The organism is Streptomyces sp. NPDC041205, assembly GCF_055591765.1.
This window is the reverse complement of the sequence record NZ_JBVIZH010000005.1, coordinates 1-25,453: the sequence shown is the minus strand read 5'-3', so window position 1 is coordinate 25,453 and position 25,453 is coordinate 1. Positions and strand designations below refer to the sequence as shown.

Here is a 25,453-nt window from a genome sequence, read left to right as displayed (position 1 = left end):
GCCGTCACAGCCTCCTGGCTTCTGTCACATGTGACGGCGGCGTCACACCCAAACCCTTAGGCAGACGCGGGTGTGACGCGGCCGTAACGGCGGACTTCACGTGGCATCACACCGGCCGTCACGCCTGCCCGCGCGACGGCGTCCGGTCCCGTACGGCGGCCGTCGCGCACGAGCACAGCGAGCTGCCAAGGGTCGTGCGGCCGTAGGCCGCTCCTTCTATCACCCTCTGCGACGAACCGAGTGTCAGCGAGCGCCTCTAACGCTAGCGGCAGGGACCGCTAGCGTTAGCACCCCCGATAGCGGACCATTTGGGCTCTGGTCAGGACGCTAGCGGTTAGCGGCCAACATAGGAGAACTCAGGATTCGGCTCGAATCCTGGGCTTCAGCGGGGCGGGGCGACCGCTAGCGCCCTTCGAGGGGTAGCTACCTAGGGTTACTGCGGCAGGAAGCCGGGCTTCGCCTGGCCAAGGTCCTTCAAGTGCGCGAGGTAGTCCTGGGCGGCAGGCTCAGAGGCGTAGCGGCGCCGCATCTCTGCGGCCAGTTCGCGGCTCGTCATGATGAGCGACGGGACCGACTGGCGGTCGCCCTGGAGAGCGCGCTCCCCCATGATGAGCGCTTGCTCGAGGTCGCCCTCACGCGCCGCGGTAACGCCGAGCGTGACGCGCGCCTCCGAGTTGCGCATGGGTGAGCGCTCCGTGCCGTCGAAGTCGGTACCCGCTCGGAGGACTTCCTCGGCGAGGGTGCGGGCGAGCTTGTCCTCACCGACCAGGCGATAGCAGTCCATCGAGTAGAAGTCGAACTTCGCGGGGTCCACCACGAAGTGGTGGTCAAGGTTCTCGGGGTGCGGCATCCCTTCGAGCAGGCGACGGCCCTTGTCGAGCGCCACCTCAACCTGTCGACGGTCTCCGAGCCGCGCCCACGCCTTGGCCTCTTGCCCAACGAGCTGCACCGCGACGCTGTGGCCGGCGGCCACCTCAGCCCCTGCCTGAGCGGCAGCGATGACGCCGCGATAGTCGCCCGTCGTGAGGGCGAACCAAGCCCGCATCTCGTGGGCCCACCCAGCAACTTCTCCGTGCTCCGCCTCCGTGGCGAGCGACAGCGCGGCTTGACGGGTTACCTCGGCTGCGTGTCGGTCGCCTGAGTCGTACTCGACGCAGCCCACCAAAAGGGCGAGCCAGCCGGAGAGCGCCAGCACCTCGCGGTGCTGCGCGAGCGTCAGGCTCTTGGAGTGCAGCTCCACAACCCGCCGCAGCCACTGCCGCCCCTCGATGAGGAGCTGTTCGCTCGGCATGTACGGGTACTCAGAGCAGAGCCGATCCGTGGTGATGCGCAAGGCATCAAGCGTCGCCGTATCGACGTCCGAGCGACTGAGACGGCTCACGATCTCGAAGGTCTCCATACCGCTCGCCGCGAGCACTTCCTTGTTGCCGTCCCGCCGACCAGGCGCCGGAAAGAGCGCCTGCGTCACGGTGCCGAAAAGAGCCGCGATGAGCGGCCGGTAGAACTCGTTCGGGATCTGGCCGGACTCCCAGCGCTTCCACTGTCGGATCATGCTGTCGTCGGCGGGAAGCTCATCCACAGCGTGCACACGGAGAGCCCTCACCGCGTCCCGCTGCGACCAGTCGCGAGCTGCGCGCTCCGCCGCGATGCGTCGCGCCCACGCGGGCCTGTCGTCGCCCATAACACCCTCCTCCGAGTGCCTACGCGCCGAGTCTCGCGCGCGGACCGTGGGGACACGGAAGGGGACAGCGAGGTGACACCGGACATGTCCCCATGCCGTTGTACTGCCCCCAACGGTGTCACTTACGTCAAGGGCCGTCGCCCCGCATGCTGGCCACAGATCACGCACCACCAGGCGCGGAGCGCTTCTCCAGCGCTTCGAGCCGTTCAGCCAACGCCTGAACCTGGGAGCGGATTTCCTTGATGTCGTCGCGCACGTCGTCGTTAGGGGCAGCACCGTCGCTGACGAAGTTGCCGAGGTTCCCGGCTGACACAATCAGCCCTTCCGCCCGGAGCGCGGCCAGCCCGTTTTGGACGGTCTGGCTCGCGAACCCGAAACGGTCCATCAGCTCACGCTGTGACGGGAGCTTGTCGCCGGGCTTCAACTTCTTGATGTCGTCGCGGAGTGCGTCCGCGACTTGCACCGCCTTTGGCTTGGGCCCTCCTGTGACAGTCATGCCTTGAGAGTACCGAGCCCCACCACAGCGAACTAGTGCGCATCACAGCACAAGGCTTGTGCACCACAGCAGACTAGTGCACGCTAGTCAGCAAGCGGGGCTCGAAACCCAAGAGCGCTTCCCGTGGAAATCCCTGGTCAAGGCCAGGAACAGCAAGGAGCGGCTCCCTACCGCCAAGCAGATAGCCGCTCCCTGACCCTCGAAGGGGTATCTCCATCATGCCTGCAACCATCATTGAGCGGCCGACTGGCCAGGAACTTACGGCTGTGGAGCTGGACTTAGTTGCCGAGCTGGACGGCGGTGAGCGCGGGATCGCGCTGTACGCCTCCGACATGCCCGACGACGCCGACGTCTCCGGCCGCGACGCGCAGGTAGGCGCCTGGATCGTCCAGGGCGTCGAGAGGCTGGGAGCGGCCGTCGTCCGGCGGGACGCTGAGACGCTGCGGCTGTACAACCTGGCCTCCATCTACCGCCGCCTCACCCCGCAGGACCGCGCCTGGTACGGCTCCCGCTTCGCGTCCCGCCGCCGCGAGAACACCGCCAGCGACCTGGGTGCGCTGACCATCGCCGCCGCCTCGTTCAACCTCCCCGGCGCGCTGCCCCGGCGCCACAGTGCCCCGGCCGCCCCCGCCCCCGTCGCGTCGTCGCTCACCGACGGCGAGTTCGCGCGGCTGCGCGACCACCTGCGGGAGATCCGGGAGCAGCTCCACAGCATGGAGCGGCGCATCGACGTCCTGGAGACCGCCGGGGACGCGGGCCGCTCTCAGGTGCTGGCCGGGACGGCGGTGACCCGATGAGCGCCGTGGCCGTACCGCCCGCGCCTGCCCTGCCCGCGTCCGTGGCGCCGTCGCACGTCGCGAAGAGGAATCCGGCCCAGACCGGCAACCTGCGTCTGCGGGCCGCGCTGTTCGAGTCCGGCCTGACCTACGAGGACCTGGCCGACCAGCTGGGCGTGGACCCCAAGACCGTGGAACGGTGGGTGAACGAGCCCGGACGGCGCCCCTACGCCCGTCACGCCCACGCCGTGGCCCGCGCCCTGGGCTGCGACGTGTGGGACCTGTGGCCCGCGCAGCGTCCCGCCGCCCCCGACCCGGCCGCCGCCTTCCTCCCCCTCGCCCTGGCCGCCCGCAGCGCACTCAGCCGTGCCGAGTCGGTCGACCTGGGCGGCGCCAGCGTGGCGGAGATGGCGCTGCACCTGGGGGCCGTCTCCGCCGCCCTGCGCACCGTGCTGGATCTGCTCGACTCCACCCCGGGGGCGACGGCATGAGCCTGCACGACAAGCCGCACCTGAACTCCAAGCGGCGCCGCAACCGCAAGGCCCGCCTTGCCGAGCGGGACGGGCAGCGGTGCACCTGGTGCCGCCGCCCGTTCGCAAACCTGCGGGAGGCCACCCTCGATCACGTGGTGCCGATCTCCCTGTTGTGGACGTGGTCGGCCGACTGCCTGGTTCTGGCCTGCCACCCCTGCTACAACGCCAAGGCCGACCGCTTCCCGCTCTCCCTGGCCCTGCTCGTGCTGTTCACGTACGGCGTTCAGCAGTCGGCCCCGAGCGTTCACGCCGTGTCCGGTGAACGCGTTCACGGGGACGTTCACGAGCAGCCGACGGGCAGCGTTGGTGAACAGTCGGTCGGCTCGATCGGGGTCGACTGGCGGTTGTTAGCCCGACTCGCCCACGCCCACCACGCGGTGTTCACGGCGACGTGGCCGGGGCCCGAGTCGGCCGACCCGATCGGCCATCGATCGGTCCCTGACCTGTATGAGCGTCCGCGTCACGCCGTGGCGCCGCGCCCGACGGGTCGGCCCGACTGCCTGCGCTCTGCTGCTCGACTCGTACGCGAGTGTTCGCGGCCGACCGGTGAGGCGGTGCCCGCATGAACGCCGTGAACAGTCGGCCTTACGAGTCGGCCCGCCCTGTACCCGAGTCGGCCGTGGGCACCTCCGCCGTGAACGCCCGCGTGAACGCCGACACGGCTGCCGTGAACGCCGGGCCCGCCCCGGTGAACACGGGCGCCGACCCGGCCGCGCTGTGGGCCGCCGCTCAGGCCGAGATGCTGCCCGACGCCTTCCCCGAGTACGGCGGTGCGGAGTGGGCCGCGCTCCCGACGGCCGATCCGCGCCGGTTCGCTGCAGCGCTCGCCGCGGCCGAAGCCTGGCGCCGCCACACCATCCGGGAACGCTGGCTCGCCTCCCTCGATGACGACGCCTGGCGGCGCGAGACGACCCGCGAGGCGACCGACGCCGTACGCCGGATGCGTCTGTCCACGCGGCCCACCCTGGCCGAACTGGACACGCTTGCCCGCCCGTTGGTGCCGCACTGCCTCACGGCTACTCCCGGGTGGCCGCCGGTGGCGATCCCCGGCAAGCCCGGCCGCTACCTGTCTCACCCCTCCGACCGGGAGACGGCATGACCGACAAGAGCACCGCCGAAGAGGCCACGCCCCCGGTCCCGCCGCCCACCGACCCCATGGCCGTCGCCCGGCACCTGGCCCCCGACTGGCAGCACGACGGACTGCTGACGCTGAGGCACTGGCGCGGCGCGTGGATGTCCTGGGAGTTCTCGCACTGGCGCGAGCTGGACTCTCAGCAGGTCCGCGCGAGCCTGTACAAGCAGCTGGAACACGCGGAGTTCGATCACGTCACCGGCAAGGGCCCGGAGCTGCGCAGGTGGGCGCCGAACATCCGCAAGGTGGCCGACCTCATGCAGGCCATCGCGGCTGTGACCCACCTCGCGCCGACCATCGACGCCCCGGCCCGACTGGACGCGTCCGGTCGCCAGGTCCGCGACGGCGCGGGCCCGGTCGTGGCGTGCACCAACGGCCTGTTGCGCGTGGCAGACCGGGCCCTGATGCCGCTGACGCCTGGCTTTTTCAACCTGGTGTCCGTCCCGTTCGACTACGACCCCGACGCGGCCGCCCCGCACTGGGAGGCGTTCCTGAGGCAGGTGTGGCCGGACGACCCGCACTCCATCGCCGCACTTCAGGAGTGGTTCGGCTACGTCCTGTCGGGTCGCACCGATCAGCAGAAGATCCTGCTCATCGTCGGCCCGACCCGCTCGGGCAAGGGCACCATCGCGCGCATCCTCGCGGCCCTGGTCGGTGAGGGGAATATGGCGGGCCCCACCCTCGCGAGTCTCGGCACGAACTTCGGGCTCTCGCCTCTGCTCGGGAAGTCGCTCGCCGTCGTTTCCGACGCACGCCTGACCGGCCGCGACGGGCCGCAGATCGTCGAGAGGCTGCTCACCATCTCCGGTGAGGACACCATCGACGTGGACCGCAAGTTCAAGGACCCGTGGACGGGCAAGCTCCCCACCCGGCTGATGATCCTGTCCAACGAGCTGCCGAACTTCGGCGACTCCTCCGGCGTCATCGCGCGCCGCTTCGTGGTCCTGAACATGACCGTCTCCTGGCTCGGCAAGGAAGACACCACCCTCACCGACAAACTCGCCGCCGAAATGCCCGGCATCCTCAACTGGGCGTTGGGCGGACTGGCCCGGCTCGAAGTGGCCGGACGGCTCACCGAACCGCCTTCCTCCCGCGAGGCGGTCACCACCATGCAGGACACCGCCTCACCCACGAGCGCGTTCGTCCGCGAGTGCTGCGAGACCGGCCCTCAGTGTGAGGTCACCGTGGATGAGCTGTGGGCGGTGTGGCGCACCTGGTCGGAGGACAACGGCATCCGCGCGGGCACCAAGCAGATGTTCGGCCGCAACCTTCAGTCCGTCGTGCCCCAGGTGCGTGTCATCAAGCCGCGCGACGCGAACGGCAAGCAGGTACGCGCCTACAGCGGACTCGCTCTCTCAGATGACGCCCGCAATAGCGAGAATCGCGCCTCATCGCGCCTCACGGACTTCGGCGCGGGCGGCTACGGCAGCGCACTGAGGCGCGGTGAGACGGACGAGAGGCGCACTGAGGCGCAGGAATACCGCACTCCGGAAACGCCCCTACCTGCACTGAGTCGCGATGAGGCGCGTGAGACGCGCATTTTCGAGAACCCCGGCGTCCAACAGGAGTTGCCTCGCGAGCCGTCGCGGGAGAACGCACCGCTGTGCACCGAGTGCGGCGGTCCGTTCGAGCCTCTCGAAGCGGGCCAGACCACCCATCCCACCTGCACCCCGGCCCTTGGAGGCACGGCGTCATGAGCACCCCGCGACCCGCGAACGACGACCCGCGCGCCAACCTGCGCGGCGGTCTGCCCGACCGCTACCTGACCCCGGAAGACCTCGTGGTCATGTTCAGCCTGCCGAGCGTGGAGACGGTCTACGCCTGGCGCCGCAAGCGCATCGGCCCGCCCGGCTTCCGCGTCGGCAAACACGTCCGCTACGACCCCGCCGCCGTCCGCGCCTGGGTCGACGCTCAGGCCGCCCTCGAAGATGACTACGCCGCATGAACGGCTGCTAGGTCTAGCAACCGCCCTCGCTAGACCTAGCAACGTCGCTAGCACCCAATCCGCCCCCTGATCAGGGATCTAGCGTCTAGCACCCCGACCGGCCGGACCCCCGGAAACCCTCTGAGGGCGGCACCGGACACCCCGGCGCGGTCGCTAGGACACCAGGGAGACAGCTCCCGCCTGAGGCCTCTACCGGTAGAGGCCAGAACCTCTACCGGTAGAGATCCCGCTAGCGCACCGCCCCCGCACTGACCAGCCCGGTAGGCGGTAGAGGCCCCGACTCCAAGGGCCCGCAAACCCCGCCGAACCGCTGCTACCGGTAGCAGCCTCCCCCGCTACCGGTAGCAACCCCGATAGCACCCCACACCCCCACCGATCAGGCCCGTAGCGAGTAGCGGGCCTCCCTCAGCACACCCCAAAACCGGCCGGACGGCCGCCTGGTGGCCCTCCTGCGCCCTGCTACCGGCCGCGCCCTGCGGCCAGCAACCGACAAGGAGCACACAGCCCATGTCCATCCACCTGGAAGACCGCTGGCACCAGCGCTCCCGCCCCGGCGGAGACCGCCGACGGACCGCCCGCTACGGACGCGGCCCCCGCTACCGCGCCCACTTCATCGACGACATCGGACGCCACAAGTCCAAGACCTTCCACGACCGCCGCGCCGCCGAACGCTGGCTCGCCCACACCGCTCAGACCCACACCCCGAAGGGACACGGCTGACCATGGCAGGAAGCATTCAGGACCGTTGGTTCAAGACCGAGACCGACGCCAACGGCAAGGCCACCCGGGTCAAGACCGACCGCCACGGCAAGGGCATGCGCTACCGGGCCCGCTACTTCACACCCGACGGCCAGCGGAAGGCCAAGTCCTTCCCCGACGGACAGAAGCGTCTCGCCGAGCAGTGGCTGAGCAGCATCACAGCGGATGTGGCCCGCGGTGACTTCATCGACCCGAACGCGTCCCGTACGACGTTCCAGGAGTTCGCGGAGAAGTGGCTTGCGAGCCAGAGCGGCGACCCGAACACCCGGGCGTCGATGCAGTCTCAGCTCAAGCTGCACGCCTTCCCGCGTATCGGCTCGCGTCAGCTCGGGTCGTTCCAGCCGAGCCACGTCCGCGAGTTCGTGACGCAGCTCGAAGCGTCCGGCATGTCCGGCGCGTACGCCCGCGTGATCTTCTCGAACGTCCGCGCCGTGCTCTCCGCCGCCGTGGAGGACGGATGCCTGCGCCGGAACCCCTGCAATTCGCGCACGGTGACCCCGCCGGCCATGGGTGCCCGTCGCGTCGTGCCCTGGGAGCCTGAGCGCGTCTTCGCCATGCGCGCCGCCATGGTCGAGCGCTTCCGGCCCATGGTGGACGTGGGCGCGGGGTGCGGTCTGAGGCAGGGCGAGATTCTCGGGCTGGCCGTCGAAGACCTGGACTTCGAGAACGGCACCCTGCACGTGGTGCAGCAACTCAAGCTGAGCTTGAGCAAGGCCGTGTTCGCCCCTCCGAAGGGCGGCAAGCTCCGTGACGTACCGCTGCCCGATCCCGTGGCCGACGCTCTCAAGGAGCACATGAAGCGGTTCCCGCCGGTGGAGATCGAGCTTCCGTGGATGCGTGCGAACGGCCAGCCCGCGACGCGGCAGCTCATCTTCAGTGGGCCGAATGGCGGGCACGTCTGGCGTACGTCGCTCAACGAAGACCACTGGAAGCCCGCTCTGGCCAAGGTGGGCGTCATCCCGGAGGCCAGGAGCCGCGAGCACGCCGCCGCCCGTGAGCACGGCATGCACGCGCTCCGGCACTTCTACGCGTCCGTGCTCCTGGACGCTGGGGAGAGCATCAAGGCCCTCGCTGAGTACCTCGGACACTCCGACCCAGGCCTGACACTGAAGGTGTACGCACACCTCATGCCGAGCAGTCGGGACCGAGCCCGGAAGGCACTCGGGCGGGCCCTCCGGCCCCACCAGGACCCGACGAACTAAGGCTCAGAGACCCGTCTCGGGCCGCTCAGGCATCACCTTGGGCGGCCCGATACTCCTCGTACTGCGTCCAGGCACGTTCCAAGGTCTCGATAGCTGCCGGAATGGCGCCACGCTCTTCGAGGTAGTCACGCTGGCCCGGCAGCCCTTTGCGTGAGGGCCAGTCGGGATCAGCGGAAGCGTCCCGGGCGAGATCCCCAATAGCGCTGGACTGGTTGGCATGGGTCTTCAACCACGCAGTGAAGCTCTTCGACTCAGGCATGCCCCCATCCTTCCGCCGCCCCGTCGGGGCTAATCACCCGGTGCAGCTCCGGACGTGCTCCGGCCGCATGACTCGGAGGACTGAGGGCCCAGAGTGGTCCCAGGCCGTGAAAATGCCTCCCATCCGCGCCGTATGCGCAGGTGGGAGGCATGATCACAATCTCTACTTCTTCTTGCCCTGGTTCTTGACCGCCTCGATGGCCGCCTTCGCGGCGTCCGGGTCGAGGTAGGTGCCGCCGGGGTTCAGGGGCTTGAAGTCGGCGTCCAGCTCGTAGGAGAGGGGGATGCCGGTGGGGATGTTCAGGCCCGCGATGTCGGCGTCGGAGATGCCGTCGAGGTGCTTGACGAGGGCGCGCAGGCTGTTGCCGTGGGCGGCGACGAGGACCGTGCGGCCGGCGAGGAGGTCCGGGACGATGCCGTCGTACCAGTACGGGAGCATGCGGACGACGACGTCCTTCAGGCACTCCGTGCGGGGGCGCAGCTCCGGGGGGATGGAGGAGTAGCGCGGGTCGGCGGACTGGGAGAACTCCGTGCCGTCCTCGAGGGCGGGCGGCGGGGTGTCGTAGGAGCGGCGCCACAGCATGAACTGCTCCTCGCCGAACTCGGCGAGGGTCTGCGCCTTGTCCTTGCCCTGGAGGGCGCCGTAGTGGCGCTCGTTCAGGCGCCAGCTGCGGTGGACGGGGATCCAGTGACGGTCGGCGGCCTCCAGGGAGAGCTGCGCGGTGCGGATCGCGCGCTTCTGGAGCGACGTGTGGACCACGTCGGGGAGCAGGCCGGCGTCCTTGAGCAGCTCACCGCCGCGGACCGCCTCCTTCTCGCCCTTCTCGTTCAGGTTGACGTCCACCCAGCCGGTGAACAGGTTCTTCGCGTTCCATTCGCTCTCGCCGTGGCGGAGGAGGATCAGCTTGTACGGTGCGTCGGCCATGCCTCTGAGCGTAATCGAACCGCCGGAGGGGTCGCCCCCGGGAGCGATTGACGGTTGCCGTCAATCGAGTGGCGGGGAGGTTCCTGTGGGTCGTAAGTTGTGCTTGCCGTTTTCGACACTTACAAGCCGCGTCTGTACCGCCCGGGGGATCCATGTCATTCGTCGCCATGAGACGTGCCGTCAAGGAGTCCGTCTCCGGACTTCCACCCGCCTTCTGGTGGCTGTGGACCAGCACCCTGGTGAACCGCCTCGGCGGCTTCGTGGCCACCTTCATGGCGCTGTATCTGACCGTGGAGCAAGGCTACTCGGCCACGTACGCGGGACTCGTCGCCGCCCTGCACGGGCTCGGTGGTGTCATCTCCTCGCTCGGCGCGGGCGTCATGACCGACCGGCTCGGGCGGCGGCCCACGCTCCTGATCGCGCAGGTGTCGACGGCCGCTTCGGTGGCGCTGCTCGGGTTCATGACGCACCCGGTGGCGATCGCGGGCGTCGCCTTCCTGGTCGGCATGGCGAGCAACGCCTCGCGTCCGGCCGTGCAGGCGATGCTGGCCGACATCGTGCGGCCCGAGGACCGGGTGCGGGCCTTCTCGCTCAACTACTGGGCGATCAACCTGGGGTTCGCGATCTCCACGGCGGGCGCGGGCTTCATCGCCTCGTACAGCTACCGCGCGGGCTTCCTCGTCGAGGGCGCGATGACGCTGGTGTGCGCGGTCCTGGTGTTCGTGAAGCTGCCGGAGTCCCGGCCGACGCGCAGTGCGGCGGCCACGGCGGCCGAGGACCAGGTCGGGCTCGGCACCGTGCTGCGGGACGGGCGGTTCATGGGCGTGGTCGGCCTGTCCTTCCTGGTCGCGCTGGTCTTCCAACAGGGGGCGCTGGGCCTGCCGGTGGCGATGGGCGAGGCGGGCTTCTCGCCGAGCGACTACGGCCTGGCCATCGCCGTGAACGGCGTCATGATCGTCGTGCTGCAGATCCCGGTGACGCGGTTCATCGAGCACCGCGACCCGCAGCGCCTCCTCGTGCTGTCCTCGCTCGTGGCGGGGTACGGCTTCGGGCTCACCGCGTTCGCCGGTTCCGTCGGGGTGTTCGCGCTGACGGTGATGGTGTGGACGCTCGCCGAGATCATCAACGCGCCCACCCAGACGGGCCTGGTCGTGCGGCTCTCGCCGACGCACGGGCGCGGCCGCTACCAGGGCATGTACACGATGTCGTGGGCCGTGGCGGGGCTCGTGGCGCCACTGATGTCCGGCTTCCTGATCGACCGCCTGGGGGCGGAGTGGCTGTGGGGCGGCTGTGCGCTCGTGGGTACGGCGGCGGCGCTCGGGTACTGGGGCCTGATGCGGGGGCTTCCCGCGGGGCCGGAGGCAGGGGTGGCGGGGCACGATGTCCCGGCGCCCGAGCCCACGGTTCCGGGGGCCGCGGAGCCGGAGGCCGCGGCGCTGGAGGTCGTGGTGCCTGAGGGCGCGGCACCCCGGCCCTCGGCGCCTGAAGGTTCCGCGCACCGCCGCTACCGTGAGATCAGCGCAGGGCCCACCCAGGGACCCCAGGGAGAGTGACCCGACCATGGCCGAACCACTGAAGACCTTCATCGGCGGCGAGGAGGTCGACGTCCCCAACACCATCCCGGACATCCGCGCCGCCCTGCCCGAGGACCGGCGCGCGGAGTTCGACCGGGCCATCAACGAGGCCGGGGTCGACGAGATCCACTCCGTGATGCGGCACTGGATGCTTCAGGCCGTGCCCGACCCCGAGGCCGAGGCCCTGCTCGACCGGCTCGCCGCCGACGAGGCCGAGAGGCGGAGCATCGCGTGAGCCGTCACCGGAGCCGCAGGTACCGCATCACCTACGCGCCGCCCGCCGACGACACCCTCGCCAAGATGAACGACGCGGACGCCTTCCGGACGGCGATGGAGCGCACGCTCGGCCGCGACCCCTACGGGCACGGTTCGACGGCCGTCTCCACGGACGCCGCCGAGCGCGACCGCCGTGAGGCGACGGTCGGCGGCGCGATCGTCCTCTACTACGTGTCGGGTTCTGTCCTCACGGTGACCGTGGTCCGCCTGGTCCCCTTCGGCTGAGCCCGGCCTCACTCCCCCAGGGCGCGCTGGGCCTCGTACAGGTTGCGCGGCCGGACGGAGCCCGGTGAGCCGTACGCCTCGATACGGGAATTGAGCTCTCCGGAGAAGTCCGGTACGTCGATCTGGTCGAACTCGCGGACCCGGGAGATGCCGACCGTGGCACTGTACGGAGCGATGCCGTCAATTTTGACCAGTCCGGCGCGCTGGTTGGTGACGGTCACGTTCCAGTGCGCGAACCGCGCTCCGTAGAGGGGCCCCGCGCTGGCGTCGCCGCCGTGCCGCCCGTCGTTCTCGACGGTGATCTCGGTGCGCACGTTGGCGAAGGGCATGCCCCGATGCGTGTCGAAGGTCCCCATCTCCATGACGCCCCGGGACCAGACGTTGTACGAGGAGAGCCCCTCCACGTTGATGCCGTGCAGTTGGGTCCCGGCGGGCGCGGGCACCGTGCGCCGCTCGACGCGGAACTCCTCGATCAGGTTGTCGTGCGAGCCCTCGCGGCAGAAGTACGGGTGGTGCGCGCCGCGGCCGCCCACGGAGGTGCGGCGCAGCGTGCAGGCGGAGGCGGCGACCAGGCCGAACCCGTTGTCCACGTGGCGTACGTGGACGTCTTCGGCCCAACAGTCGTACGCGCACTGGAAGGTGACGCCGTTGTGGCCCTTGTCGAGCAGGTGCGGGGACTGCGGGGTCAGCACCGCCTCCAGGGTGAGGCCCTCGACCCCGGAGCCGGTGAGCGCGGGGACATGCGTGGTGAGGCGGGGGTCCCACTCGGGGCGGACGTCCAGCGGCAGGGGGCGTTCGAAGGTGACGGTGTGCCCCTTGACCTGGGCGATCCTTACGGGCCACTCATAGGGCACGTACGACGTCAGCTTCGTCTTGTCGTCCCAGGTGTAGGCCCGCGGACCCGGGCCGCCTCCCGCCATGTGCTCCAGGAGCGTGTGGTCCGCGTCGTCGGCGAGGCGCAGCAGGACGAGGCTGCCGCGGCGCAGCCGGGAGGTGTCGGCGACGCGGACGGACCAGGAGCCACGGGTGGCGGGGGCGACCGTGGTGAGGGTGCGCCACTCGTCGCGCTTGTTGCCGGTCCAGCCCTCGAACGGCCAGTCCTTGGCCCTGATGGCCGCCGTGAGGCTCTCCAGGCGGTCGCGCGGGCACAGCCAGATCAGGCCTCCGGCCCAGGACCAGCTGGACTTGTCGCCGCCGTACCGGCTGCCGTAGGGGCCGATGAGGTCGGTCAGGCTCTTGGTGGCGACCAGCTTCGTGCGGCCGCTGCCCGCGCCCCGCAGGACGACGTCGTCGTCCCCGATGCGGATGATGTCGTCGATCCGGTACGTGCCCGGGGCGAGCTGGACCGTGCCCCCGCCGGCCCTTCCGGCGGCGGCGAGGGCACGGTTGATGGCGGGCGCCGCGTTCGACTGGGCGTCGGGCCTGGCGCCGTATCGGTGGGCGTGGAACAGGCGCTCGGGCCGCGGCAGGCGCCGGGCGCCCCGGCGGGCTCCGGCTCGTCCTACGTAGGGGATCTGGGGGTGGGTGTAGGGGGCCTTGGTGAACTCTCGCCAGAGGGTGGGGGGTTCGCCTGCCGGAGCGGCCGGGGCTCCCGGGGCGACCGGGGCGACCGGGGCTCCCGTGACCGCCGTGGCGACGCCGCCTGTGGCCGCGGCGGCCGCGACGGCGACGGCTCCGCCGAGGATGCCGCGCCTGCTGAGGTCTCCCATGTCCGCCCCGCCTCCCGTATATGTACGTGAACGAGGTTCACGTTTACGTTGGGCGGGAGCATGCCATGCGGCTGGCCGCCGGGGGAAGGGTTCGTACCGTCGGGGTTACGGGCACCGTCGACCTGGGTTGTGCCCGCCCTTCCCCAAGCTCTCGACTTCGCTCGAGCAGGGGAGACCCCTGTCGCCCTGCAGGCACTGCGCGTACGCAGCCGACGCCGACGGCGAGCGCCCGCGGGCTACCGCGGCTGGGTCAAGTGGGTGAACGCGTCCAGGTTGCGCGTGGATTCGCCGCGCGCGACGCGCCACTCGTACTCCTTGCGGATCGCCGTCGCGAACCCCAGCTCCAGGAGGGTGTTGAAGGAGCCGTCGGCCGCTTCGAGGACGGAGCCGAGGAGGCGGTCGAGCTCGTCGGGGGTGACGGCGGCGAGCGGCAGCTTGCCGGCGACGTAGACGTCCCCCAGGGAGTCGATGGCGTAACTGACGCCGTACAGGCGGAGGTTGCGCTCAAGGAGCCACCGGTGCACTCCCTCGTGGTTCTCGTCGGGACGACGGATCACGAAGGCGTTGAGGGACAGCGAGTGCTTGCCCACACGCAGCGAGAGGGTCGTGGACAGCTTGCGCGTGCCGGGCAGCTTCACGACGTACGCCCCGGGCTCGGGGGATTCCCACTCCAGCTCGGCCTCGTCGAGGACCCGCTCGATCACCGCGTCAGGCGTCCCGCCGGCAACGTCACCCATGGTGCGAGCGTACGTGACGCCGATGATCGTGCACGGCGGCGGTGTAGACGTCGGCCGTCGCGGACGCGGCGGTCCCCCACCCGAAGGACTCGGCGTGCCGCGCGGCCGCCGCGCCCATGCGGTCCACAAGCTGTGGAGAGTCGGCGAACTCGCGCAGCACGCGCGCGTAGTGGGCGGGTTCGTGCCCGGACACGAGGAACCCGGTGACGCCCTCGCGCACGGCGACGGGCAGCCCGCCCACCGCGGCGGCGAGCACCGGCGTCCCCGCGGCCTGCGCCTCGATGGCCACGAGCCCGAAGGACTCGCTGTACGAGGGCATCACCAGCACGGACGCGGCCCGGAACCAGTCCGCGAGCTGCTCCTGCCCGACGGGCGGCTGGAACCGTACGACATCCGCGATCCCGAGCCGGGCGGCCAGCTTCTGCAGGCCCTCCGGCTTGGCGAGACCGCTGCCGCTGGGCCCGCCGACGACGGGCACGACGATCCGCGAGCGCAGCTCGGGCCGCTCCTCCAGGAGGACGCCGACGGCGCGCAACAGCACGTCGGGGGCCTTCAGGGGCTGGATGCGGCCCGCGAAGAGGGGAATCAGGGCGTCCTGCGGGAGGCCGAGGCGGTGGCGGGCGGCGGCGCGCCCGTCGGCGGGCCGGAAGCGGTCCAGGTTCACGCCGGGGTGGACGACGGCGACCTTGCCGGGGTCGGCTTCGTAGTGGCGTACGAGTTCGTCGGCCTCTTCGGAGGTGTTGGCGATGAGCCGGTCGGCGGCGCGCACGATCTGGGTCTCGCCGATGACGCGGGCGGTGGGCTCCGGGGTGTCGCCCTCGGCGAGCGCGGCGTTCTTGACCTTGGCCATGGTGTGCATGGCGTGCACCAGGGGGGTGCCCCAGCGCTCGGCGGCCAGCCAGCCGACGTGGCCGCTGAGCCAGTAGTGGGAGTGGACCAGGTCGTAGTAGCCGGGCCGGTGGCCCGCCCAGGCCTGCATCACGCCGTGCGTGAAGGCGCACAACTGGGCGGGCAGCTCCTCCTTGGCGAGGCCTTCGTAGGGGCCCGCGTCGACGTGGCGCACGAGCACGCCGGGCGCCAGTTCGACGGTGGGCGGCAGGGCGCCGGTGGTGGCGCGGGTGAAGATCTCGACCTCGATGTTGATCGCGGCGAGGCGCTTGGCCAGCTCCACGATGTAGACGTTCATGCCGCCCGCGTCGCCGGTGCCGGGCTGGTGCAGCGGCGAGGTGTGCACGCTGAGCATGGCCACCCGGCGGGGGCGGCGCGATGAGCCCGGCAGGCGGATCCTGGCGTAGGACGGGGTTGGGGAGCGACGCCCGAGCCTGGTCACGTAGTGGCTCACGTGGCGGTCCTCCTTGGCCTTGACGGCGGACAGTGCCTTGACGGCGGGCACGACGAGGCGGAGGCCGGGTGCGGACCTCCTGGAGGAGCAACACCGGAAGCCCCAACTCCATTTCCTCTTTACCAAAGCATTACCTTGCCCCTCTCCCCGCGCCCCTTGCTTACGCTTGCCCTCATGGCCCCCCGCACCCCCCGTCCGCCCTCCCGACCTGTGGGAACCGTGACGCGCGGGACCACCAACCCCAACCGGCTGCGCCGCATGGACCGCTGGATCGCCGCCACCCACGGCGCCGCGCTGCGCCGCGCGGACGAGCCGGTCGCCGTCGACCTCGGCTACGGCGCCGCGCCCTGGACCGCCGTCGAGCTGCTGCTGCGGCTGCGCACCGTCGCCCCGCACGCGCGCGTGGTCGGCATCGAGATCGACCCGGAGCGCGTGACGGCGGCCCGGCCCTACGCGCGCGAGGGCCTCACCTTCCGGCACGGCGGCTTCGAGGTGCCGCTGCCCGCGCGGCCGCTGCTGATCCGCGCGGCCAACGTGCTGCGCCAGTACGACGAGGACGCGGTCGCCGCCGTGTGGGAGCGGCTGTGCGCGCGCCTCGCCCCGGACGGCCTCCTCGTCGAGGGCACGTGCGACGAGATCGGGCGGCGGCACGTGTGGGTCGCGCTCGGCCCCGAGGGCCCGCGCACGGTGACCTTCGCGGCCCGGCTCGCCTCCCTCGACCGCCCGTCCGACCTCGCCGAGCGGCTGCCGAAGGCGCTGATCCACCGCAATGTGCCGGGTGAGCCGGTGCACGCGTTCCTGCGCGACTTCGACCGGGCGTGGGCCGCGGCCGCGCCGTACGCGGCGTACGGGGCGCGGCAGCGGTGGCTGCGGGCGGTGCGGGACCTGACGGCGGACTGGCCGGTCCTGGACCGGAGTTCGCGGTGGCGGCAGGGGGAAGTGACGGTGGCGTGGGGGGCGTTGGCGCCGGGGCGGGGCTGAACCCGGCGGTCGGCGGTGGGCCCGGCGCGGGCACCACCTCCGGACCCAAGTGCCGGAATTGCGCCGCGCATGCCCCCTGACCTGCGGGGAACGATCTTCGCGTGCGGTTCGTCACATGTGACGGGTGGGAGTTCGGAGTTGTCGCGCGGCTCTGTCGCATTCGGCACCGGCGTGGCACCATCCCGGGAACACCGGGAAGTTACTGACGGTAAATCAGCTTTGGGGGTGGCGGGCGTGACCGGCAAGAGGCACTCGACGACGACAGCCGTGGCACTGGTCTGCGCGTGCGCGGCCGTGGTCCTCGCCGCGCCGGGCACGGCGTTCGCGAGCCCGGCGGAGCCCACTCCCCCGTCCAACAGCTCCCTGGAGAAGGTCCGCAAGGAGATCGAGCGGCTCTACCGCGAGGCGGGCACGGCCACGGACGCGTACAACGCCGCGGAGGAGAAGGCCGAGAAGCAGTCGGAGGAGATCGTCCGCCTGGCCAGATCCATCGACAAGGGCCAGGCGAAGCTGGACAGGCTGAAGGCCCGCGCGGGCGCCGCGGCCCGCGCGCAGTACCGGGGCGGCGGCGTCCCGGACGAGGCCCGGCTGATGCTCAGCGACAACCCGAGCCGCTTCCTGGACGGCGCCGGACGGCTGCGCCGGGGCCAGCACGCGACGAAGGCCATGCTCACGGAAATGAGCCGCACCCAGGCGGACTTGAAGACGTACGCCAAGGACGCCTCCGCGCAGTGGAAGAAGCTGGAGGCGGGCCGCAAGGCCAAGGCGGAGGCGAAGAAGAAGATCAAGAAGAAGATCGCCACCGCCGAGAAGCTGGAGTCGCGCCTGGAGAAGAAGGAGCGCGACCGGCTGCGGAAGCTGGAGGAGGAGGCCGCGCTCAGGCAGCAGTCGGCCTGGGTGGACACCGGCATACTCAAGGACGCCAACGGCAAGGCGACCTCCCCCGGCAAGAAGGCGATCGCGTTCGCCACGGCGCAGATCGGCAAGCCCTACGTATGGGGCGCGGAGGGCCCGAAGTCGTTCGACTGCTCGGGGCTCACGTCCCAGGCCTGGGCGGCCGCGGGCAAGGGCATCCCGCGCACCTCGCAGGAGCAGTGGAAGCGGCTGCCGCGCGTGGACGTGAAGAACATGCGGCCCGGCGACCTGATCATCTACCACAAGGACGCGAGCCACGTCGGGCTGTACGTGGGCGACGGCGCGATCGTGCACGCGCCCCGGCCCGGGCGCAGCGTGACGCTCGCGGGGGCGGGCTCGATGGAGATACTCGGGGTCGTGCGGCCGGACAAGTAGGACGGGTGCGGCAGGCCGGGTGGGCCGTGCGGGCCGCCAGGACCGGCGGGGTGAGCCGCTGGGACCTGCGGGGTGAGCCGCCAGTACCGACGGGGTGAGCCGGGTGGGCCGCGCACTGTGACCCACCGCACGGCCCCGCGCCCCGCTCAACCCTCCCGGCGTGACGTTCGTCATCCCGGGCAGACCGGGTTCGTGCCCAAATGCGGTCCAGGATGCGGCATATGCCTTCGGCCGTGTGCCGCACGGCATTCCACACACGCCCCAGGTGACGCTATGGTCCCCGTCTGGTGGGGCGTGCGACCGTCGCCCCGCCATGCCCTCGGGGGGAGGGAAGGACGTAGACGATGCCCGTACCCATACCGCGGCAGAGGACGATCCCGGCCGCGGAAGGCGGTCAGGCACACGCGGCGCCGACGACCGAAGGCACCGGCCCCACCGCCCACCACACGGGCACCGACCCGGTTCGCGACGCCCCCGTACACGACACATCCGTACGCGACGGCCTCGCGCACGACGACCCCATAGGGAGCGACCCCATGGTCAGCGACCCCGTGGGCAACGGCACCGGGCTCACCCTGCTGGTGATCGAGGAGGACCCGGCAGGCTCCCTGAGCGTGCCCGAGCTCCTGGACGCCGCGGGCAAACCGATCCGCATCCGCACCGCCCGCAACCTCACCGAGGCCGAGCGGCTGCTCACGGACGACGTGCACTGCATCCTGCTGGACCTGGCCCTGCCCGGCCGCGCCCCCGCGGGCGGCTCCGGCGGCTCCAATGGCCCTGGCGGCTCCGGCGGCCCTGGCGGCTCCGGTGGCCCCAGCAGCCTCAACGGCCCCGGCAACCACAGCACCTCCCCCAACCCCGAGCCCCCCAACGGCAAGGGCCGCGACACCGCCGTCGGCACCGACGGCGCCCCCGACGAGCTGGCCGTGCTCAAGCACGTCCTGCGCCTCGCCCCGCGCCACGCCGTCCTCGCGCTCACCGCGTCCGGCGACGCCGAGATCGGCGCGCAGGCCGTGGGCGTCGGCGCGCAGGACTATCTGCTGCGCGAGGAGCTGGACGGCCGCCTGCTCAGCCGCGCCATCCGGTACGCGGTGGAGCGCAAGCGCGCCGACGCGGCCCAGCGCCAGCTCACCGAGTCCCGGCTGCGCGCGCAGGAGAACGCCCGCCTGGAGCGCGGCCTGCTGCCGACCCCGCTCCTCGATGGCTCCCCGCTGCGCTTCGCCGCCCACTACCGCCCCGGCCGCTCCCGCGCGCTGCTCGGCGGCGACTTCTACGACACGGTGCGCATGCCAGACGGCTCGGTGCACGTGATGATCGGCGACGTCTGCGGCCACGGCCCCGACGAGGCGGCGCTCGGCGTGGAGCTGCGCATAGCCTGGCGGGCGCTGACCTTCGCGGGCCTGTGCGGCGACGAACTGCTGTCCACGCTCCAGCGGGTCCTGGAGCACGAGCGGGCCGACGAGGAGATCTTCGCGACGCTGTGCACGGTGGACATCGCGCCGGACGGCCGCCGGGCCGGACTGTGCCTGGCCGGGCACCCGTCACCGCTGATAGCGCGCCCGGGCCGCCCGGCGGAGCTGCTTCCGTACGACAACGGGGGCCCCGCGCTCGGCCTGCTGCCGCGCGCCCGCTGGCCGCGCCGCCAGGTGGAGCTCGGCGGCAGCTGGAGCCTGATGCTGTACACGGACGGCCTGATCGAGGGCCGGATCGGCGAGGGCAACCAGCGGCTCGGGCAGGACGGCATGGTGGAGATGGTGCGCCGCAAGATGGCCGCGGGCCTGCGTGGCGATGGGCTTCTGGAGGCTGCCGTGAACGAGGTCAGGGACCTCAATGGTGGCGACCTGACGGATGACGTGGCGGTACTGCTCCTGGACCGGGCTCGCTGAACGTCTTGGGATGCGCGGTCCGATCCTGCGGGCCGGTGGGGGCTGGTTGCGCAGTTCCCCGCGCCCCTTCGGGGCGCGAGGCGACCCTCAGCGTCCGCCGTTGTACGGACCGTACGGACCGTCGCTGCTGGAGCCTCGGCGGCCGCCGCCCCCACCGGTGATCTGCCGCAGCGCGGGCCGCACGTCGACCATGTACACGATGGTCGCGATGAGGCCGATGATGGGCAGGAACGACAGGATGTTGAAGATCAGGTTCACCACGAAGGCGAGCCCGAGGATGATCAGCCAGAAGGGCTTGGTCTTCTTGTCCGCCGCGCGATAGGCGTCCTCGCGTCGGATCGCCGCGTCGAGCAGCGCGAAACCACTGAACGCGATCAGGGCCAGCGACAGCAGCCACATGAGGTTCGAGAACCCCTGCATCAGCACAACGTCCACCACCAGTCTCGGCGAGTCCCTACCCGAAGTACGCAGTCACCGTACCCGCTACCCGAACAACGGGCCGGACACTCCGAGAGTGCCCGACCCGGTGCGGCGCCGACGGGTCGACGCCCCGCCAGTCGACGGACGTCCTACTTGGCGGGCGGCGTGGTCTTCTTCGCCGTCGTCTTCTTGGCGGCGGGCTTGTCCGCGGCGGTCTTCTTGGCCGCGGTGCTCTTGCGGGCGGAGCCCTGGGCCCCGTTCTCACTCGCGCCCTCGGCCTGCGCCGACTGCTCGGCCTCCTCGGAGTCCGGCTCGACGGCGTCGGCCAGCTCGGTGAGCTCCTCGGCGGCCTCGCCGCGCCAGGCGCGCACGGTCTGCTCGCCGTGCTCGGCGACCTGTTCGTACTTCTCGCGCGCCTGGACGACGTACTCGAAGGCGACGCCGACGCCGCGCAGCGCCAGGTCCTGGGCGCCCTCGCCGATCTTCTTCAGGTCGGTGTCGAGGTTGCTGATGAGCCCGCCGACCCGGGTCTGGATGACCTCACGCGCCTCCTTGGCGCGGGCGGCGGCCTTGTCCTGGACCTCCTTGGGGTCGGTCCTGCGGACGGCGTCGATCCGCGCCGGGGCCTCGGCGGCGAGCTGCTCGATCAGGCCGGGCACCTTCTTGGCCTGCTGGTACGCCAGTTCGGCGCTGCCGGCCACGAAGTAGAGGGGCTTGGGGTCGGTGATGGTCTTGCGCACGTCGTCGGTGATGGGCATGGCGAATGGTCCTCCCGGATTCGCGTCAGCTCGGGAACTACTGGTCCGAGGACTTCCCACGACCGTCCGCGGACTTCTCGCTGCTGTCCGAGGACTCGTCACTGCTGGAAGCCTTCTTGCTCCTCGAAGACCGCTTCCCCGAGGATTGCTTGCCTGCGGGTGCTGCATCACTGCCGTCGGCCGTGCGGGAGCCGTCAGCGTCGGTGTCCGGGCTCGCGCCGCGGACGTCGTCGTACGACGCCTCCTCGGCGCTGCCGTCCGCGTACGCGGAGGTCGCGAAGCCGTTCTCCTTGCGGAACGACTCGTAGATCTGCAGAAGCACCTGCTTCTGCCGCTCGTTGATGGACGGGTCGGCGAGGATGACGGCGCGCGTCTCCAGCTCGTCCCGCTCCTTCTCGTCGAGGATCCCGGCCCGGACGTACAACGTCTCGGCGGAGATCCTGAGCGCCTTGGCGACCTGCTGCAGAACCTCGGCGCTCGGCTTGCGCAGCCCGCGCTCGATCTGGCTCAGATACGGATTGGACACCCCGGCGGCATCGGCGAGCTGCCTGAGCGACAGCTGCGCGGTGCGCCGCTGTTCGCGCAGATACTCCCCGAGATTGCCGACGTTGAGCGATGCCATGCTCCGATACTGCACCCACCCCGCTAACTTTTGCAAGCACGTCGCTTGCAAAAGTGCGCCATGTCACGCGACCGGGCCGCCGGACGTACGTACCACCGAGCGGGCGGCTCGACCTGTCCTGTCACTGGTCGGCGACGTGTGGCAGGCATGTGGGATACGAGTCGTGGCTGGAGCGCGATCACCTGATGCTGCTCGACTTCGACCCGCTGGTGACTGGCATGTCCTCACAGCCGTTTCGGCTGTCCTGGGTAGGGCCGCACGGGAAGCCGGTGCGGCACACGCCGGACTTCTTCGTCCGGCACGCGGATGGCACGGCCCTGGTGGTGGACGTACGCCCGGATGGCCGAATCGGGCCAAGGGACGCAGTGAAGTTCGCGGTGACCGCGGCGGCATGCCGGGCGGTGGGCTGGGACTTCGCGCGGGTCGGCACGGCACGAAGACTGTGAAGTCGTCAGCCGCGGAGATCGAGTATCGGCTCGGCAACCCCGAAGGCGTCCGCACACTCATCGCCAGCTGAGCCAGCGCAGCCGAGACGGAACTATGCGCAAAGAGCTCAGCGTCCATCCCTGACATACAAGATCACGGATGACGACGGAGACCCGGGACATGACAGACACAGCCCCTCGATACCTCTACCTCGCCCGGCATGGTGAAGCGTCAGCAGATGAGACGACCCTGACGGACAGCGGCCGGCGCCAAGCCGTTCTGCTCGGTGAACGGCTCCAGAGCACCCCACTTTCGGCGATACACCACGGGCCGCTACCTCGGGCGCAGCAGACGGCCCAGCTGATCAGCGCACAACTTGACGCCGTCCCACTACACCAATCGGAACTGGCCGGCGACTACATCCCCTACCTGCCTGCGAAGGAGGAGCTGCCGCCGGATTCGGCCGACGCCATGCTCAGCTTCCTCGCTCAGGTTCCGGAAGAGGAGCGCAACCGCGGTCCAGCACTGGCCCGGGAAGCACTCGCAGAATTCACGGGCCCGGTCGACGGCGATCGCCCCCGCCATGAACTGGTCGTCACACACAACTTCCTCATCGGATGGCTGATCAGAGCTGCCCTCGACGCACCCGAGTGGCGCTGGATGGGCCTCAACCACAGCAACGCAGCCCTTACAGCCATTCGATACGCACCCGGCAGGCCGTCCTCCGTGCTGCTCTACAACGACATGCGGCACCTGCCCGCAGAACTGCGCTGGACCGGCTTCCCGCCCGAACTCCACATCTGACCAAGAAGGCCGTTTGCCCGGACTTGAGTGAGACGACCTCGCGAAAGCCGTCTCACTCAGGTCCGGGCACCGCAGGTCAGGGGCCGCCTCGCCCGGACTTGTCTGAAACCGGACAACCGAGCGGGCGGCGCGACCGGTCGGGAAAACCACTGGAACAGCGCGGCCGTGTGCCCTTACCGTGCTGCCCGACCAAGTCGCCCTGAGTCAGGACGTGCCGTTGTACACCGTGTGAGACCTCCCGAGAGCTGATCTGTCGCGCGTCGCGCCTGTGCGCCGCGCTCCTTCTTGCTGCGGATTTCTCACTGAGATCGGTGTACTTCTGTGCTCAATCGCTGGGTGGTCATGCCCACCTGCCTGCCGCTCGTCCTCCGCCGTTGCCACACGTGCGCGTCCGAACGCTTCCGGGCCGACGGGAAGTTCCGCGTCAACGCGCACCACAAACTCATCGACGCCTGGCTGCTCGTGCTCTGCGCCGGCTGCGGGGAGACCGCGAAGCTCACGGTCCTGGAGCGGGTGCGGGTGCGCTCCGTACGGCCCGAACTGCTCGACCGGATGCACGGCAACGACCCCGGCCTCGCGGCCGAACTGCTCCAGGATCCGGTGCTGCGGCGCCGCAATCGCGTCGCCCTCGACTGGGACGGCGCCTGGCGCCTCGACACCGGCGGATCGGATCACTTGGACCAGGAGGCCGTCGACGTCTCGGTCCGGTTCGCGGCGCGGATACCCGTGCGGCCGGTGCGGCTGATCGCTGAAGGGTGCGGCCTTTCGCGAGCCGAGGTCGAGAGGCTGGTCGAGGAGGGGAAGGTCGTGTCGGCCGTCAGGCTGGGCGGCAAGGTCTCCGACGACTTCACGTTCACGCTCAAGCGCTGAGTTCCCTTCGGGGCTCTCGTCAGGGGCCTCTTCGGGGCCCTCTTCGGGGCTTTCGTGAGGTCCTCTTCGGGGCTTTCGTCAAGGGCCTTTCCGGGCTCTCGTCAGGTCTGGGGCTTGTCCGGCGGGTTGCGCCGGACAAGCCCCAGGTCCTGCTCCTGGTCCTGCCACTCACCGTCCCGCATGATGACCCTCCCCCGCAGTTCCGGCTCCCCGCGCCACGCGCGCACCGTCGTCGGCACCACACGGACGTACAGGAAAGGCGCGTCCTCCGCGCGCGGGTCCCACCCGAACTTGGCGGTGAAGGCCTCCGCCGCCTCCCCGGGCACCTCGTCGTCCGGGAAGCACTCCGCCTCTCCCTGGAGGAGCACCACGTCGAAGGTGTCCGGCAGGGCCAGGCGCACGCGCGGCTCCTCGCGGACGTTCCGGGCCGTCACGGACGTGGCACCGGTGCACATCCACACGGCCCGCCCGTCCCACAAGAACCACAACGGCACCTGGTGCGGCCCGCGTTCAGGATGTGCCGTCGACACCCATACGTCCCGCTCGGCGGCGAGCCGCTCCAGTGTGTCGCGCCTGCGCTCCGCCGCCCCGCGCCTGACGATTCCCGTGGTCTGCATGGGAGTCGACCCTAGCCAGCGGGTTCGCCCGGCACATGAGGCGCAGGGCCTACTCCCAGCGACCGATGAACCCCTCGGCCGCACAGCGACGTTCGCCACGGGCGCGACCGCAATCGTGCGCACCCGGGTGCACGCGGTCGCCCGTACCACCGGGCGTGAACTCGCCTTCCCGATCCTGCAGACGATCAAGGTCGCGCACGGCCGGATCACCGAGGTCGACCCCTTCTACTGGGGCACGGGGGCCGTCGCCGACCTCGTGCGGGCCGACGGCCGACGGCACGGCACGGCGGAGCGGCGGCGGTCAGCGGTCAGCGGTCAGCGTGTGCTCGTCGGCGGGTCCACAGGGTCAGGTCGCTGCTGGTGGCGATGGCCAGCGTGCGGCCGGAGGGGGAGAATCCGGCGGCGCGGAACTCCGAGTACCGGGCGTGCAGGACGTGCCACCACGTCTCACCGGCCAGGCCCCGGTGGAGGGCGTCGCCCGCGGCGAGGACGACGCGGTGGCAGGGCCAGTCGGGGCTGACGACGGACACGGTCCAGCCGTCGGACGACGTGCTGTGCAGTCCGCCGCCGAAGAGGCCCGCGATGTGGACCGGGGTGCCCGCGATCGGGCCGAGGCCGGGACAGGTGAGGTCCGGGGAGTCGTCCGGCGTGCTGGTCTCGGGGTCGGGGTCGCGGTCCCGCGCGATCTTCTCGCCGGTGACCGCGTCGAACAGGCCGTGCCCGCCGCCCGACACCACCATCACGAGGTCCCGCCCGCTGCGGGGACACACGGCGAAGCCGATGCCGAGCAGCCCGCCGACGGCGATCATGCCGCCGGGCACGAGCCGCCAGGGCTCAGGGGCGGGCACGACGGGCGCGTCGAGGTAGCGCTCCCGCAGCTTCCGCTGGTACTCCGACTGAGACATGCGCAGATGATACGGAGAGGTGGCGGGCCCTTGTCGCACCCAGCGGGGCCCTGGTCACGCCCAGCGGGGCCCTAGGTCGCACCCAGCGGGCCCCGGTCGCACCCACGCGAGTGGGCGGCTTCCCCGGTCGGGAAGCCGCCCACTTGAGGTGTGCGGTGGTTCAGTCGTCGGCGGTGGTGCGGTGCCCGTCGGGGCTCCGTCCCCGTCAGCGCTTGGCGTCCTTGTTGAAGGAGGCCTTGGCCCACAGGTAGCCGACGATGGACAGGCCCAGGAGCCAGGCCAGGGCGATCCAGGCGTCGTTGCC

The 25,453-nt window shown here is 70.8% G+C and carries 29 protein-coding genes and 1 pseudogene; 18 read left to right on the top strand and 12 right to left on the bottom strand.

What is annotated here, in order from left to right; all coding sequences use genetic code 11:
* Positions 1-433: 433 nt before the first annotated feature.
* Together ACZ6BG_RS22660 and ACZ6BG_RS22655 are read right to left on the bottom strand one after the other, a co-directional pair.
* Positions 434-1,681: an XRE family transcriptional regulator gene (locus tag ACZ6BG_RS22660; protein ID WP_469004213.1), complete on the bottom strand. Its 1,248-nt coding sequence runs from the start codon at positions 1,679-1,681 to the stop codon at positions 434-436.
* Between the two features lie 160 nt (positions 1,682-1,841).
* The gene (locus ACZ6BG_RS22655) at positions 1,842-2,177 is read right to left on the bottom strand and encodes a winged helix-turn-helix domain-containing protein (protein WP_469004211.1); all 336 of its coding nucleotides are present in this window, start codon (positions 2,175-2,177) and stop codon (positions 1,842-1,844) included.
* Between the two features lie 218 nt (positions 2,178-2,395).
* Between ACZ6BG_RS22655 and ACZ6BG_RS22650 the strand changes: the two genes are divergently transcribed.
* From ACZ6BG_RS22650 to ACZ6BG_RS22615, 8 genes are all read left to right on the top strand, one after another.
* Positions 2,396-2,974 (top strand): hypothetical protein, encoded by a 579-nt coding sequence (locus tag ACZ6BG_RS22650; RefSeq protein ID WP_469004209.1) that lies wholly within the window; start codon positions 2,396-2,398, stop codon positions 2,972-2,974.
* Complete coding sequence (locus ACZ6BG_RS22645; protein ID WP_469004207.1) at positions 2,971-3,444, top strand: helix-turn-helix domain-containing protein; 474 nt, start codon at positions 2,971-2,973, stop codon at positions 3,442-3,444. The genes ACZ6BG_RS22650 and ACZ6BG_RS22645 overlap by 4 nt, the downstream gene beginning before the upstream one ends.
* On the top strand, positions 3,441-4,052 hold the full coding sequence (locus ACZ6BG_RS22640; RefSeq protein ID WP_469004205.1) for an HNH endonuclease: 612 nt from the start codon (positions 3,441-3,443) through the stop codon (positions 4,050-4,052). Before ACZ6BG_RS22645 ends, ACZ6BG_RS22640 begins: the two co-directional genes overlap by 4 nt.
* On the top strand, positions 4,049-4,585 hold the full coding sequence (locus ACZ6BG_RS22635) for a DUF2742 domain-containing protein (RefSeq protein WP_469004203.1): 537 nt from the start codon (positions 4,049-4,051) through the stop codon (positions 4,583-4,585). Before ACZ6BG_RS22640 ends, ACZ6BG_RS22635 begins: the two co-directional genes overlap by 4 nt.
* On the top strand, positions 4,582-6,315 hold the full coding sequence (locus ACZ6BG_RS22630) for a DNA primase family protein (protein WP_469004201.1): 1,734 nt from the start codon (positions 4,582-4,584) through the stop codon (positions 6,313-6,315). The genes ACZ6BG_RS22635 and ACZ6BG_RS22630 overlap by 4 nt, the downstream gene beginning before the upstream one ends.
* Positions 6,312-6,563, top strand: coding sequence for a helix-turn-helix transcriptional regulator (locus ACZ6BG_RS22625; protein ID WP_469004199.1), 252 nt, complete (start codon positions 6,312-6,314; stop codon positions 6,561-6,563). The genes ACZ6BG_RS22630 and ACZ6BG_RS22625 overlap by 4 nt, the downstream gene beginning before the upstream one ends.
* A gap of 507 nt (positions 6,564-7,070) precedes the next feature.
* Positions 7,071-7,283, top strand: a complete 213-nt coding sequence (locus ACZ6BG_RS22620; protein WP_469004197.1) for a hypothetical protein — start codon at positions 7,071-7,073, stop codon at positions 7,281-7,283.
* A 2-nt stretch (positions 7,284-7,285) separates the two neighbouring features.
* Positions 7,286-8,524, top strand: coding sequence for a tyrosine-type recombinase/integrase (locus tag ACZ6BG_RS22615; protein ID WP_469004195.1), 1,239 nt, complete (start codon positions 7,286-7,288; stop codon positions 8,522-8,524).
* 25 nt (positions 8,525-8,549) lie between these two features.
* On the opposite strand, the gene ACZ6BG_RS22610 is transcribed toward ACZ6BG_RS22615, so the two are convergent.
* Both ACZ6BG_RS22610 and ACZ6BG_RS22605 read right to left on the bottom strand, forming a co-directional pair.
* The gene (locus ACZ6BG_RS22610; RefSeq protein WP_469004193.1) at positions 8,550-8,783 is read right to left on the bottom strand and encodes a YozE family protein; all 234 of its coding nucleotides are present in this window, start codon (positions 8,781-8,783) and stop codon (positions 8,550-8,552) included.
* A gap of 162 nt (positions 8,784-8,945) precedes the next feature.
* Entirely contained in the window at positions 8,946-9,707 is a 762-nt protein-coding gene (locus ACZ6BG_RS22605) for a phosphoglyceromutase (RefSeq protein ID WP_030362183.1), read from the bottom strand.
* Positions 9,708-9,859: 152 nt separating this feature from the next.
* On the opposite strand from ACZ6BG_RS22605, the gene ACZ6BG_RS22600 reads away from it, so the two are divergent.
* The 3 genes from ACZ6BG_RS22600 to ACZ6BG_RS22590 all read left to right on the top strand — a co-directional run bounded on the left by ACZ6BG_RS22600 (position 9,860) and on the right by ACZ6BG_RS22590 (position 11,782).
* Entirely contained in the window at positions 9,860-11,260 is a 1,401-nt protein-coding gene (locus tag ACZ6BG_RS22600) for an MDR family MFS transporter (protein ID WP_469004190.1), read from the top strand.
* Positions 11,261-11,267: 7 nt separating this feature from the next.
* Positions 11,268-11,516, top strand: a complete 249-nt coding sequence (locus ACZ6BG_RS22595) for a hypothetical protein (RefSeq protein ID WP_016645027.1) — start codon at positions 11,268-11,270, stop codon at positions 11,514-11,516.
* A gap of 65 nt (positions 11,517-11,581) precedes the next feature.
* The gene (locus ACZ6BG_RS22590) at positions 11,582-11,782 is read left to right on the top strand and encodes a hypothetical protein (RefSeq protein WP_385715145.1); all 201 of its coding nucleotides are present in this window, start codon (positions 11,582-11,584) and stop codon (positions 11,780-11,782) included.
* Between the two features lie 8 nt (positions 11,783-11,790).
* Here ACZ6BG_RS22590 and ACZ6BG_RS22585 read toward each other — a convergent pair whose 3' ends face one another.
* The 3 genes from ACZ6BG_RS22585 to mshA all read right to left on the bottom strand — a co-directional run bounded on the left by ACZ6BG_RS22585 (position 11,791) and on the right by mshA (position 15,570).
* Positions 11,791-13,491 (bottom strand): glycosyl hydrolase family 28-related protein, encoded by a 1,701-nt coding sequence (locus ACZ6BG_RS22585; RefSeq protein WP_469004188.1) that lies wholly within the window; start codon positions 13,489-13,491, stop codon positions 11,791-11,793.
* A gap of 236 nt (positions 13,492-13,727) precedes the next feature.
* Positions 13,728-14,228, bottom strand: coding sequence for a type III secretion system chaperone family protein (locus ACZ6BG_RS22580; RefSeq protein WP_469004185.1), 501 nt, complete (start codon positions 14,226-14,228; stop codon positions 13,728-13,730).
* Positions 14,221-15,570, bottom strand: coding sequence for a D-inositol-3-phosphate glycosyltransferase (gene mshA, locus ACZ6BG_RS22575; RefSeq protein WP_468457552.1), 1,350 nt, complete (start codon positions 15,568-15,570; stop codon positions 14,221-14,223). Before mshA ends, ACZ6BG_RS22580 begins: the two co-directional genes overlap by 8 nt.
* 174 nt (positions 15,571-15,744) lie before the next feature.
* Between mshA and ACZ6BG_RS22570 the strand changes: the two genes are divergently transcribed.
* The 3 genes from ACZ6BG_RS22570 (at position 15,745) to ACZ6BG_RS22560 (ending at position 19,727) form a co-directional block, all read left to right on the top strand.
* Positions 15,745-16,551: a class I SAM-dependent methyltransferase gene (locus tag ACZ6BG_RS22570; RefSeq protein ID WP_469004182.1), complete on the top strand. Its 807-nt coding sequence runs from the start codon at positions 15,745-15,747 to the stop codon at positions 16,549-16,551.
* 225 nt (positions 16,552-16,776) lie between these two features.
* A complete protein-coding gene (locus tag ACZ6BG_RS22565) occupies positions 16,777-17,841 on the top strand; it encodes a C40 family peptidase (protein ID WP_469004180.1) in 1,065 nt (354 codons plus the stop codon).
* Between the two features lie 536 nt (positions 17,842-18,377).
* Complete coding sequence (locus ACZ6BG_RS22560; RefSeq protein WP_469005208.1) at positions 18,378-19,727, top strand: PP2C family protein-serine/threonine phosphatase; 1,350 nt, start codon at positions 18,378-18,380, stop codon at positions 19,725-19,727.
* An 87-nt stretch (positions 19,728-19,814) separates the two neighbouring features.
* Here the strand turns inward: ACZ6BG_RS22560 and ACZ6BG_RS22555 are convergent, their stop codons facing one another.
* The 3 genes from ACZ6BG_RS22555 to ACZ6BG_RS22545 all read right to left on the bottom strand — a co-directional run bounded on the left by ACZ6BG_RS22555 (position 19,815) and on the right by ACZ6BG_RS22545 (position 21,527).
* Positions 19,815-20,147 carry a DUF2516 family protein gene (locus tag ACZ6BG_RS22555; RefSeq protein ID WP_164328415.1) on the bottom strand — a complete coding sequence of 111 codons (333 nt, stop codon included), beginning with the start codon at positions 20,145-20,147 and terminating at the stop codon, positions 19,815-19,817.
* Between the two features lie 149 nt (positions 20,148-20,296).
* Complete coding sequence (locus tag ACZ6BG_RS22550) at positions 20,297-20,905, bottom strand: hypothetical protein (RefSeq protein WP_469004177.1); 609 nt, start codon at positions 20,903-20,905, stop codon at positions 20,297-20,299.
* Positions 20,906-20,942: 37 nt separating this feature from the next.
* A complete protein-coding gene (locus ACZ6BG_RS22545) occupies positions 20,943-21,527 on the bottom strand; it encodes a helix-turn-helix domain-containing protein (protein ID WP_469004174.1) in 585 nt (194 codons plus the stop codon).
* On the opposite strand from ACZ6BG_RS22545, the gene ACZ6BG_RS22540 reads away from it, so the two are divergent.
* The 3 genes from ACZ6BG_RS22540 (at position 21,521) to ACZ6BG_RS22530 (ending at position 23,627) form a co-directional block, all read left to right on the top strand.
* Complete coding sequence (locus ACZ6BG_RS22540; protein WP_469004171.1) at positions 21,521-21,973, top strand: TnsA-like heteromeric transposase endonuclease subunit; 453 nt, start codon at positions 21,521-21,523, stop codon at positions 21,971-21,973. The two genes, ACZ6BG_RS22545 and ACZ6BG_RS22540, sit on opposite strands and share 7 nt — an antisense overlap.
* A gap of 160 nt (positions 21,974-22,133) precedes the next feature.
* Positions 22,134-22,757: a histidine phosphatase family protein gene (locus tag ACZ6BG_RS22535; protein ID WP_469005206.1), complete on the top strand. Its 624-nt coding sequence runs from the start codon at positions 22,134-22,136 to the stop codon at positions 22,755-22,757.
* Between the two features lie 321 nt (positions 22,758-23,078).
* Positions 23,079-23,627, top strand: a complete 549-nt coding sequence (locus ACZ6BG_RS22530) for a DUF1062 domain-containing protein (protein ID WP_469004169.1) — start codon at positions 23,079-23,081, stop codon at positions 23,625-23,627.
* A 101-nt stretch (positions 23,628-23,728) separates the two neighbouring features.
* Here ACZ6BG_RS22530 and ACZ6BG_RS22525 read toward each other — a convergent pair whose 3' ends face one another.
* Positions 23,729-24,244 (bottom strand): pyridoxamine 5'-phosphate oxidase family protein, encoded by a 516-nt coding sequence (locus tag ACZ6BG_RS22525; RefSeq protein WP_469004167.1) that lies wholly within the window; start codon positions 24,242-24,244, stop codon positions 23,729-23,731.
* A gap of 94 nt (positions 24,245-24,338) precedes the next feature.
* On the opposite strand from ACZ6BG_RS22525, the pseudogene ACZ6BG_RS22520 reads away from it, so the two are divergent.
* A pseudogene (locus tag ACZ6BG_RS22520) lies at positions 24,339-24,494 on the top strand (nuclear transport factor 2 family protein); the annotation flags it as partial.
* Between the two features lie 58 nt (positions 24,495-24,552).
* Here the strand turns inward: ACZ6BG_RS22520 and ACZ6BG_RS22515 are convergent.
* A complete protein-coding gene (locus tag ACZ6BG_RS22515) occupies positions 24,553-25,149 on the bottom strand; it encodes a hypothetical protein (RefSeq protein WP_469004165.1) in 597 nt (198 codons plus the stop codon).
* Positions 25,150-25,453 lie beyond the last annotated feature (304 nt).

Coding starts and splice junctions, on each gene's coding strand:
- ACZ6BG_RS22610 (WP_469004193.1), bottom strand. CDS start 8,783: ATGCCTGAGTCGAAGAGCTTCACTGCGTGGTTGAAGACCCATGCCAAC.
- ACZ6BG_RS22630 (WP_469004201.1), top strand. CDS start 4,582: ATGACCGACAAGAGCACCGCCGAAGAGGCCACGCCCCCGGTCCCGCCG.
- ACZ6BG_RS22605 (WP_030362183.1), bottom strand. CDS start 9,707: ATGGCCGACGCACCGTACAAGCTGATCCTCCTCCGCCACGGCGAGAGC.
- ACZ6BG_RS22535 (WP_469005206.1), top strand. CDS start 22,134: ATGACAGACACAGCCCCTCGATACCTCTACCTCGCCCGGCATGGTGAA.
- ACZ6BG_RS22525 (WP_469004167.1), bottom strand. CDS start 24,244: ATGCAGACCACGGGAATCGTCAGGCGCGGGGCGGCGGAGCGCAGGCGC.
- ACZ6BG_RS22570 (WP_469004182.1), top strand. CDS start 15,745: ATGGCCCCCCGCACCCCCCGTCCGCCCTCCCGACCTGTGGGAACCGTG.
- ACZ6BG_RS22585 (WP_469004188.1), bottom strand. CDS start 13,491: ATGGGAGACCTCAGCAGGCGCGGCATCCTCGGCGGAGCCGTCGCCGTC.
- ACZ6BG_RS22595 (WP_016645027.1), top strand. CDS start 11,268: ATGGCCGAACCACTGAAGACCTTCATCGGCGGCGAGGAGGTCGACGTC.
- ACZ6BG_RS22515 (WP_469004165.1), bottom strand. CDS start 25,149: ATGTCTCAGTCGGAGTACCAGCGGAAGCTGCGGGAGCGCTACCTCGAC.
- ACZ6BG_RS22600 (WP_469004190.1), top strand. CDS start 9,860: ATGTCATTCGTCGCCATGAGACGTGCCGTCAAGGAGTCCGTCTCCGGA.
- ACZ6BG_RS22645 (WP_469004207.1), top strand. CDS start 2,971: ATGAGCGCCGTGGCCGTACCGCCCGCGCCTGCCCTGCCCGCGTCCGTG.
- ACZ6BG_RS22545 (WP_469004174.1), bottom strand. CDS start 21,527: ATGGCATCGCTCAACGTCGGCAATCTCGGGGAGTATCTGCGCGAACAG.
- ACZ6BG_RS22620 (WP_469004197.1), top strand. CDS start 7,071: ATGTCCATCCACCTGGAAGACCGCTGGCACCAGCGCTCCCGCCCCGGC.
- ACZ6BG_RS22640 (WP_469004205.1), top strand. CDS start 3,441: ATGAGCCTGCACGACAAGCCGCACCTGAACTCCAAGCGGCGCCGCAAC.
- ACZ6BG_RS22650 (WP_469004209.1), top strand. CDS start 2,396: ATGCCTGCAACCATCATTGAGCGGCCGACTGGCCAGGAACTTACGGCT.
- ACZ6BG_RS22655 (WP_469004211.1), bottom strand. CDS start 2,177: ATGACTGTCACAGGAGGGCCCAAGCCAAAGGCGGTGCAAGTCGCGGAC.
- ACZ6BG_RS22580 (WP_469004185.1), bottom strand. CDS start 14,228: ATGGGTGACGTTGCCGGCGGGACGCCTGACGCGGTGATCGAGCGGGTC.
- ACZ6BG_RS22540 (WP_469004171.1), top strand. CDS start 21,521: ATGCCATGCTCCGATACTGCACCCACCCCGCTAACTTTTGCAAGCACG.
- ACZ6BG_RS22560 (WP_469005208.1), top strand. CDS start 18,378: ATGGTCAGCGACCCCGTGGGCAACGGCACCGGGCTCACCCTGCTGGTG.
- ACZ6BG_RS22615 (WP_469004195.1), top strand. CDS start 7,286: ATGGCAGGAAGCATTCAGGACCGTTGGTTCAAGACCGAGACCGACGCC.
- ACZ6BG_RS22555 (WP_164328415.1), bottom strand. CDS start 20,147: ATGCAGGGGTTCTCGAACCTCATGTGGCTGCTGTCGCTGGCCCTGATC.
- ACZ6BG_RS22660 (WP_469004213.1), bottom strand. CDS start 1,681: ATGGGCGACGACAGGCCCGCGTGGGCGCGACGCATCGCGGCGGAGCGC.
- ACZ6BG_RS22625 (WP_469004199.1), top strand. CDS start 6,312: ATGAGCACCCCGCGACCCGCGAACGACGACCCGCGCGCCAACCTGCGC.
- ACZ6BG_RS22635 (WP_469004203.1), top strand. CDS start 4,049: ATGAACGCCGTGAACAGTCGGCCTTACGAGTCGGCCCGCCCTGTACCC.
- ACZ6BG_RS22550 (WP_469004177.1), bottom strand. CDS start 20,905: ATGCCCATCACCGACGACGTGCGCAAGACCATCACCGACCCCAAGCCC.
- ACZ6BG_RS22590 (WP_385715145.1), top strand. CDS start 11,582: ATGAACGACGCGGACGCCTTCCGGACGGCGATGGAGCGCACGCTCGGC.